Consider the following 9,604-nt stretch of genomic DNA (forward strand, 5'->3'; position numbering starts at 1 on the left):
TATAATCTGACTTTGACAACTCGTAACATATTAGAGTTAATTGAATTAGCTATAAACTATAGTAGCGCAATAGTATATTGATTTAAACCACAAATCCATTTGTCAATTTTCGGGGCATTGAATCCCTCAATTGACCTGCCTATCATCCCGGCGCTCACCTATCGGTAGAGCGGGGAGCTTCTCGGCAGAATAGCTAAATATGTTGGTGTTGGGTTTTTTTTCAACCCAACCTACATGAAAAACTTGAGATATTTTCACCTTTTCTTTCAAAAGTTTAATTTTCTGTTAGATTTCAAGATAATTGACATAGGAGATACATAGTTATGTTAGAACCAGCAAAAACTGTAGAGTTATTTCACAAACATCTAGATCAAAAAACTTTTGCACCAGGAGATGTAATTTTTGAAGATGGGCAAAAAGGTGATGTAATGTATGGAATTATTGAAGGAGTAGTCGAATTATTTGTTAATGGTCAAGTTGTGGAAACAATTAAAAAAGGTGATGTTTTTGGTGAAGGAGCGCTAGTTCACGAAGAACATATTCGAGCTTCTACTGCTATTGCTAAAACAGAATGTAAATTAGCTTATCTTGACCAAGAACGCTTTTTATTTGTAGTTCAAGAAACACCTTTATTTGCCCTGTCTGTAATTCGGAGTTATTCCGATCGTCTTCGTCGCTTTAAGCATTCTATCTAGTTATTAATATCATGTTCCCCCTCCGGGGGAGCTACGCTAACGGTTGAATAGACATCTCCAGAAAAGAGGGAACAGGGAACAGGGAACAGGGAACAGGGAACAGGGAACACTTAACCCACCCCTCGCCCCTCCCCCTCCCAGGAGGGGAATAATTGATAATTTATCATTTTCTTTGTGGGTTTAATACCCCACCGTCAACGGGGGTGTTCACGCATTACTTGGGGGAGCGTAGACGCGGAGCGGCCCTTCGTTGACTATCCCCATGTAATTTTCCTCCTGTCTCCTGTCTCCTTCTTCAAGGATAATAATTGATTTTATTTTTGATTTTTACCAGATATCTAATACTTATAAATAACTGTTGTGAGGAGTCAGGAGTCAACCCACCCCTCGCCCCTCCCCCTCCCAGGAGGGGAAGAAAAGAGGAATACACAGGAAATATTGGAGATGGGGTATTGATAATTTCAGTATTTCTTTGGTACTGTCGGTACTATCAGTCCTTAAGTTTTATTATAACTGATTATCCGCAATTCGTAGCTCCCCCGGAGGGGGAACATAACATCAGCTATTTATTATCAACTTGATAAGTGTAAAAAAAAATTGGTGACGAGCTTTTTCAGTTTAACTATATGCTCTTAATACCATTTTCAAAAAATACTGTTACAGTGCTTTATTCTGTTGTTAGAGGTCTTGAGATTGGGTGCATCTCATATTTGCAAAAATACTTTTTTCCTATATATTCCCTGTTGCCTGTTGCCTGTTGCCTGTTGCCTAAAAATGATAAATTGTTGGCTTTATTCAAAATTGAGATGCACACTTGAGATTAATACTGTAGCGACCTTTTTTGAATTTGGTATAACAATAATATATTTGACAAATTGATAGTGTATGTTAAGGCACAGAAATCTAGAAGTTAATTTGGTAAGTTATCCATAAAGTCAAACACAAAACTAACGTGCCGATAATTTCATCCATTCCATAATGAATTAAAAATTTGTTCTGATATAATACTGAGGTTGTAATTAACTAAAAATACTCCTAATGAGCAAGAAAAAACCACAATAAATTGGTGATTACTCAGTCTCCAAATTTGTAACTAAACTGCATGAATACTTGAGGAAGTTCTCAAGCTTATTATGAAGTAATGTAGGGATAAATTATTAGGTAAACTAGGAACTTCAGATAATACTGAAAAAGAAAGAGAACTAACTCAATAAATGAAAATAGTTACTAAAAAAATGTCTTTTTTTTTGGTACTCTAAATGACGTTATTTCAGCTGCAGATAGATTAGTTAATGCTCAAAGTATGGTATCAGAATTGGAATTGGATGAAGATTTGTATGGAAATACAGTAGAAAATTAGTGCAAACAGCTTTGTCCTAATATCTCAAAGTATATTAGAGTTGTTGGGAATTAAGCGAAAAAAATGGCTAAAACCCTTATTAGTCAAAGTTTATAGCGTTTTTGATACCTAAAATTCTGAAAAGCTTATATAGTAAGCTTTTGAGCATTGTTCAATTCTTATTTCCCAACAACTCTATTGAATGCTAGGAAATGATCGACTAAATCAAAAGTAAGCAACTTAATTCTTAAACGGAGAAATAAATGACTAAGAATTTACTCGAACAATTACGAGAAGTAACCATCGTTGTTGCGGATACAGGCGATATTCAAGCAATCGAAAAATTTCAACCACGGGATGCTACTACTAATCCCTCATTAATTACTGCTGCAGCTCAGATGTCACAATATCAGGAAATTGTGGATGAAACCTTGAAAAAAGCAAGGGAAGAGTTGGGAACAGATGCGACTCCTTCTGATGTAGCAAATTTAGCATTTAAGAGACTGGCAGTTGCTTTTGGACTTAAGATTTTACAGATTATTCCAGGGCGAGTATCTACAGAAGTTGACGCACGACTATCCTACGATACAGAATCAACTATAGCTCAAGGACGAGATTTAATCGCTCAATATGAAGCAGCAGGAGTCTCTCGCGATCGCATCTTGATTAAAATCGCTTCTACCTGGGAAGGTATCAAAGCAGCAGAAGTATTAGAAAAAGAGGGTATTCACTGCAACTTAACCCTACTCTTTGGTCTGCACCAGGCGATCGCCTGTGCTGAAGCTGGCGCAACTCTGATTTCTCCCTTTGTAGGTAGAATTTTAGACTGGTACAAAAAAGAAACTGGGCGAGACTCTTATCCTCCTGCGGAAGACCCCGGTGTATTATCTGTGACTCAAGTCTACAACTACTACAAGAAATTTGGTTACAAGACTGAAGTCATGGGAGCTAGTTTCCGCAACATTGGTGAAATTACAGAATTAGCGGGTTGCGACTTGTTGACTATTTCACCAGGATTATTGGGTGAGTTAGAATCAACAACAGGTGAGTTACCTACTAAACTTTCTGTTGAGAAAGCAGCTCAGTCTGATGCAGAAAAAATTGCCTTAGATAAAGAGACATTTGATCAGATGCACGCTGAAAATCGGATGGCATCTCAAAAATTGGATGAAGGTATTAAAGGTTTCTCTAAAGCATTAGAATCATTGGAAAATCTGTTAGCAGATCGGTTGACTCGTCTAGAGGGAGTTACCCATGCAGCAGAAGATATTTTCCATATCTATGATTTAGATGGTGATGGTTTTATTACTCGCGAAGAGTGGGCAGGAACTGATGCTGTATTTGATGCTCTAGATATCAATCAGGATGGTAAAATTTCTCCAGAAGAAATGGCATCTGGTTTAGGAGCTGTATTCCAATTGGCGAAGGTTTAGTCCTCAGATAGCAGTTAGCAATTAGCCAATTTAATTGTTGGCCAGTGGGAGTATCCTGCTCCCGTTTCTTGATTTAATTGGGAGCAAGGCGGTCACATTATCTCAACGTTGGTTGAAGACCCGCGCTCTCCCGTAGGGGAGCGTCGTATGGGAAAACCAATCAATGTTGCAGTTCTAACAATAGTATGCTATAGTAAAAATAATAAGGCTGCTGGGCTAGCAGTGTCTAGGGGAGCCGTCGGATTGGCGACGTACTGTGGAGCGACCGTAAGACCGAAAAGAGGTTTGGCCTTGGAGGCAGGTGCTATGTTAGCGCAGCTCCTCTGTCAAGAGGAAGCAGAAAGCCCCTATCAGTGATGTTAGGGAATCCCGCGTTGTCGCGTAAGCGCAACGTCGGGAGGATGTCAATAGGACAGGACTTACGCATAACCACCACATCTAGTAGGGGTGATTTCCTACGGAATGGTTCGCAAACGCGAATCACCCCTACAGATAGCGTATAATTCTACATTTTGCATAAGTCCTGTAGGACTTATATCACGTTCTGATAATTATAGGACTTACGCAGTACAACCTATTTTCGTCATTGCGACTCACAGGGAAGCAATCTCTAATGCCATTTTTTCGTACCTCATGCGTAAGTCCTAATAATATTAATTCTGGTATTTGCAAAGCGAATTAATTTCTTTGACGCTTCTTTCGGAAAGAAAATACTCCAAAAGCAGTAGCAAATAATCCTAATGTTGCAGTAGGTTCTGGTGTAGAAGCACTGGCAGTAAGCTGGACATTATCAACTAAAAGTCCAGAATAACCGGAAGCACGATCTGCATCTGCAACTCCAAACCCGAGAGTATAAGTTCCAGTCTCAGAAATCTCATAAGAAAAACTTTGATATCCCGTTTCCTCAAAGAAGAAAGTTTCAGAAGTAACAACATCAGAGGAAGTATCAGCTAATATCTTTAAGAAAGAATTATCTAATTCATCACCTGAAAGAGAGACAAAAGAAAAGTCATTAAAAATATCTTCAGGCTCACAGACACCATTTTGTACATCCAATAGAGTACATTCATCTGTCAAAAAGTTGAAATCAAATGTTAGAACATCTCCAGCATTTGCCAAAAAAGTTTGCTTGATAGCAGAACCTTCAAAAGGTATGCTACCTGATAAATCTTCCAGACTGCCAACAGACAACCCTAAGAATTCTTCAATCTCATCATTACCTACAGCAACTATATCGTTCAAAATGAACGCATTAGACTCTCCATCTGAGGGTGGTATACCAAAATCACTATCCACAATAGTAGCAGCACCAAGTATACTCCAGTCATTTAAACCATTTTCAAAACTACCATTCTTAATTCCAAATACAGGAGGTTGAGGTTCAATAGGAGGGGGTGGTAGAGGTATAAAATCACCAACAAACTGACCACCATTCTCTTCTATAAATTCTCTGTGTTCTGTAACTCCAGTAAACCACAATACGGTACCAAATCGGTTGCTTTGAGTGGAAGAAGCAGAAAGAACTCCTGCAATTAATAACTCGTCATCTACTTCTACTAGAAGCGGACTACCACTATCGCCAGGACCAATACTTCCCTCATTTGTTAGAGGTGAAGAACTACTATCGACACTGAATAAGGTGTTATTATCATCAGTTCCATCATCAAAGTCAAGGTTGATAATGTTAGATTTAAAGACGGCATCAAAAAATGGAATAAAAATACTACCAACTAGATCGATCACATTTTCAGCACCCCAACGCAGTCCATCTCTAGTAAGTTCATGGCCAACACTACCTAAACCATTGAAACCAAAACCAGCTATAGTTGCCTCACTTCCAATCAGGTCTTCCGGGTTGAAACCAAATAATTTTAAAGGAGTAATTGATGTAGGGGCAGCTTCGGCAAGTTCAAGTATGGCAATATCTGTACCATCTAAAAATGTATTGAAATTTTCATCTCCATCCAAGAATAAAATTTCACTGACTAAAATATCTGTCAACAAAGAGTTGTTTTCATCGTAAAATCTAACACTCACATCTTCAGGAAAAATCTGAGGATCAAAACAATGTTGGGCAGTAAGTACATAATTATCTGCAATTAGTGAACCACTACAACGACTCTGACCTTTCTGAAGCTGCAATAAAATTTCAGTTACAGCTGTAAAAGGCGCACCTAGTTCTATAGCAGTGCTAGCTCCTGCGGTATCATTTATTACTATGCCTTTTACGGGTGATTGAAAACTTTGACTTGCTATTAGACCAAGTACACAACGCAGAGCTATTTGGCTAATCTGAATATTTTTGCAAGATTTGAGTATGGAAGGGTTAAATATTTTTTGTTGTTTGAAATTGTTAGAAAAGTATATGCTCATTGCCTGGTTCCTGTAATTTCTTTCAGTTTTAGTTGAAGGGGAATGACAGCAGATGTGTCTGACCTTAGTAATTTATTCTTGTAAAGAAAGATAGCAATCTTATTTACACTATGGCAATACTACTTAAGTAAGATAAATTATATTAGTGTAAATTCTGTAAATATACTAAGGACAGGAGCTTCAGCAAATATAGAGGAGAAAAATATTAAAAATTCTTCATCAAAACTTCATCAAAACTTCATCAAAACTTCATCAAAACTTTATAAATTTAACTTCCAGGGTGTAGTTTTTGAGGTTAGGTTTGATTCTGATTGAACTAGGTTTTAGCTGTTATACCAAATCCCCTTAATTCGGTATAAAAAAATGTTCCATCTTCAGTTATTGCTAAATCTTTTTATATCTCCCTATCTCCCCATCTCCCCATATCCCCATCTCCCCACACTCTTATTATCTAATTACACCAATACTACCGGATTTGATATGACCTAAAAATTGGTATTGACGCTATTTATTCTGACCCCTGACCCCTGACTCCTGACTTCATTCCCTGTTCCCTAATTGATAAAAATTATCCCCACTCCAACTAATCTTAAGAGTAGGGATTAATATTAGTTCCAATATTTGGAAATATAGCACTTGTATCTAAAAGTTAAGTAGATTAACTAACCTTGAAAGCTGAGATATTTTCAGAGGAAGTAACAAACTAATAGCTAATTGCCATCATATTATATGATGTCCGTTTCATAGCGCTTCAAAAACTGTCGTCTTCTCCTCTTGCCGGACATCATATTACTTTCTTTTACGCTTGAGCAAAGAAAATGCTGCAAAAACAGTACCAAATAATCCTATTGTTGTAGTAGGTTCTGGTGTGGAAGCACTGGTAATAAGCATCACATTATCAACTGCAAGAGCAGACAAAAATCCGAATTCATCTGCATCTGTAACTCCAAGTCCTAAAGTATAAATTCCAGTTTCAGGAATCTCGATCGAAAAATTTTGATATCCTGTTTCTTGGTCAAAGGCAGTTGGAGAATCAACAAATGTATCGGAGAAAACATCTGCTAATATTTCTAAGAAAGGATTGTCTAATACATCACTGGAAAGAGAGACAAAAGAAAAGTCATTTAAGGGGTCGAAATCAAATTCTGGAGCTAGGAATTCATCTGTCAAAAAGTTGAAATCAAATGTTAAAATATCTCCTGCTTTTGCCTGAAAAGTTTGCTCGATCGCAGACCCTTGAACAACGAATTCAACGTCTGGTGATAGTTCTGATAGACTTTCTGGAGCTAACCCTAAAAAATCTTCAATCTCATCAGCAGGGACAGCAAGTGTATCATTAATAATTAACCCATTAGAATCACCATTTGAGGCTGGAGTACTAGACTCAAGACCCTGTCTCTGTTGTCTCGTATTCTGTTGTATTGTATTCTGTTGTGTCGTAGCAGCACCGAGAACACTCCAACTATTAAAACCATCTTCAAAATCACCATTCTGTATTCCATATACAGGTGCAGGTTCAGCTGTAGGAGTAGGTGTAGGTTCGGGGACAAAATTACCAACAAACTCACCACCAACATCTTCTATAAATTCGCGATGTTCTACAACTCCAGTAAACCAGGAGATATCACCAAATTCACTGGTGTCACTGGTACCCCCAGAAAGAACTCCTGCAATTAATAATTCTCCACCTACTTCTACCAGAAGGGGACTACCACTATCTCCACCAGCAGTAGTACCTTCATTTTCGAGTGGCGAAGAATTACTACCAAAACTGGACAAAGTGTTATTTTCATCAGTTCCATCATCAAAGTCAAGGTTGAAAATGTTTGAGCCAAAGGTATCATTAAATCTTGGATCTAAACCACCATCTAACAGATCGATCGTATTTTCAGCAGCCCAACGCAGGCCATCTGCAGTAAAGTCATGACCGATACTACCTAAACCATTGAAACCGAAACCAACTACAGTTGCATCACTGTCAATGAGGTTTTCAGGATTGAAACCAAATAGCCTTAAAGGATCAATTGAGTCTGGAGCAACTTCCTCCAGTTCAAGTATAGCGATATCTGTACCATCCAATAGACCAAAGGTATCATCTTGGAAGATATTAGTTACAGCAATATTTGCTAAAACACTGTTTCCAGGATCGTTACTGCGAAATAGTACACTAAAGTCTTCGGGGAAAAAATCCTGAACACAATGTTGGGCAGTAAGTATATAATTACTTGCAATCAGCGATCCAGTACAAGCACTTTCAAATTCATTGTTGTCAAGATTTAGTGATAAAATCTCGGTGACAGATGTAAAAGGAGCACCCAAGGCTTGAGCTGTACTGGCTCCCGCAGTATCATTTATTACTATACTTCGTACTGATGTTTGAATACTCTGGCTGGCCACTAAGCCAAGTATGCAACTAAGCCCTATTTTGCTAGTTTTTTTTATTTTAAAAGATTTGAGTATGGAATGATTGAATTTTGCTTTTAGTTTGTTATTTTTTGATAAATGAAGACCCATTGCCTAATTCCTCTAGATGATGAATGAGATGGAGAGCAGACTAAGTTTGTCTAACCCAATTGACTTTTTCTTAATAGTATAGCAATTCTAACAAAGTAGGGTAATGGATTTTATATTATTCTTAAAATGTATAAAAAACTGAAGATTTGTTTTTAATAAAATAGAAAATATACAGAGGAACAAAAATCAAATTTCTTCATCAAAGCTTCATTATAGCTTCATCAAAACTTCATATAAGTTTATAGTGCTTTTCACTTGAGTGAAGCAAATGATTTATGCTCTATGCCTTCTGGAATCTACCTCTAAGGTCTCTTTGCTTTATCTAAATTAAAACTGCTGTAACTTGCATAGGTAGTTAAGTAGCACTCTCTGTGTATCTACGGAGGAGCAGGCTATTTTCTAGGCGTTGGTAAATCAAGAGATGAAACTTTAACAGTAGTCTGTTTCTGATACCTCTAAATATTTTACCAAAGTAAGTGATGGGTATCACCCCTAGTGCCACTACGCGGAAGTCAAAAGTCAAAAGTCATGCATCGAGTGTGTAATTCTGAGGTCCCCTCAGAATGTAAGACACACTCAAGACAGTCAAAAGTATTGATTGGTAAGGCTTTTAGGATTTTGTAACTGGTTAGTTATTTCTGCCATCCTGCACTAGTAGAAAATCATCTTACCAATTACCAACGCCATTTTCTATGATGCTGAAACGTGCCTGTTAATATTGATGATTAATCAAGCAGAAAAAAATCATACTTTGGCGTTGGTAAAGCACCTGTATGATATTCATCTTAAATTCTTTAGGAGTCAACCCACCCCTGCCCCTCACAGGAGGAGATGTCAGTCGGACTTCCTCAGGAGAGAAGAAAGAATCAGAAACCCCGAGTAGAAGGAGAAAGTTTTTTGGTGGCGTAAAGGTAACGGAGTTCTATCGCCCTCTTCTGCGGACATCATATCATACCTCTTTTCACCAACGCCCATACTTTTTGCTGACAAAAAATTTTTGAATTAGTAGTCAGTAATCAGTAGTCAATAGTTATAGTCATTCTGAATAAGACTGGGACAGTAACAGACGCAATAATCTCGAATAATATCATCAATTGATTTATATTTTCCTTCGTACATTCTGTTCTTCTTTAATGCACCAAAGTCATGCTCTATATCATTTAAATCAGGAGAGTATTTAGGGAGAAATATAACTTCATGTCCTTGGTCATTGACTAATTCCCTAATCACCGTTTTTCTGTGAATTGGTG

At 37.6% G+C, this 9,604-nt stretch carries 7 protein-coding genes; 4 read left to right on the forward strand and 3 right to left on the reverse strand.

Annotated features, from left to right (window positions below; genetic code table 11):
- Positions 1–323 precede the first annotated feature (323 nt).
- The 3 genes from F6K18_RS35290 to F6K18_RS35300 all read left to right on the forward strand — a co-directional run bounded on the left by F6K18_RS35290 (position 324) and on the right by F6K18_RS35300 (position 3,824).
- Entirely contained in the window at positions 324–695 is a 372-nt protein-coding gene (locus F6K18_RS35290) for a cyclic nucleotide-binding domain-containing protein (RefSeq protein WP_287527922.1), read from the forward strand.
- Between the two features lie 1,602 nt (positions 696–2,297).
- Complete coding sequence (locus F6K18_RS35295; RefSeq protein ID WP_287527924.1) at positions 2,298–3,467, forward strand: transaldolase; 1,170 nt, start codon at positions 2,298–2,300, stop codon at positions 3,465–3,467.
- 108 nt (positions 3,468–3,575) lie between these two features.
- Positions 3,576–3,824, forward strand: a complete 249-nt coding sequence (locus F6K18_RS35300) for a hypothetical protein (protein WP_287527926.1) — start codon at positions 3,576–3,578, stop codon at positions 3,822–3,824.
- A 321-nt stretch (positions 3,825–4,145) separates the two neighbouring features.
- Here F6K18_RS35300 and F6K18_RS35305 read toward each other — a convergent pair whose 3' ends face one another.
- Positions 4,146–5,840: a trypsin-like serine protease gene (locus F6K18_RS35305; protein ID WP_287527929.1), complete on the reverse strand. Its 1,695-nt coding sequence runs from the start codon at positions 5,838–5,840 to the stop codon at positions 4,146–4,148.
- Between the two features lie 789 nt (positions 5,841–6,629).
- Positions 6,630–8,237 (reverse strand): trypsin-like serine protease, encoded by a 1,608-nt coding sequence (locus F6K18_RS35310; RefSeq protein ID WP_287527932.1) that lies wholly within the window; start codon positions 8,235–8,237, stop codon positions 6,630–6,632.
- 890 nt (positions 8,238–9,127) lie between these two features.
- Between F6K18_RS35310 and F6K18_RS35315 the strand changes: the two genes are divergently transcribed.
- A complete protein-coding gene (locus F6K18_RS35315; protein WP_287527935.1) occupies positions 9,128–9,355 on the forward strand; it encodes a hypothetical protein in 228 nt (75 codons plus the stop codon).
- A gap of 22 nt (positions 9,356–9,377) precedes the next feature.
- Here the strand turns inward: F6K18_RS35315 and F6K18_RS35320 are convergent.
- A partial coding sequence (locus F6K18_RS35320) for a transposase (protein WP_287527938.1) occupies positions 9,378–9,604 on the reverse strand: 227 nt, incomplete at its 5' end.

The sequence above is a fragment of the Okeania sp. SIO2C2 genome (assembly GCF_010692625.1).
GTDB lineage: Bacteria > Cyanobacteriota > Cyanobacteriia > Cyanobacteriales > Microcoleaceae > Okeania > Okeania hirsuta.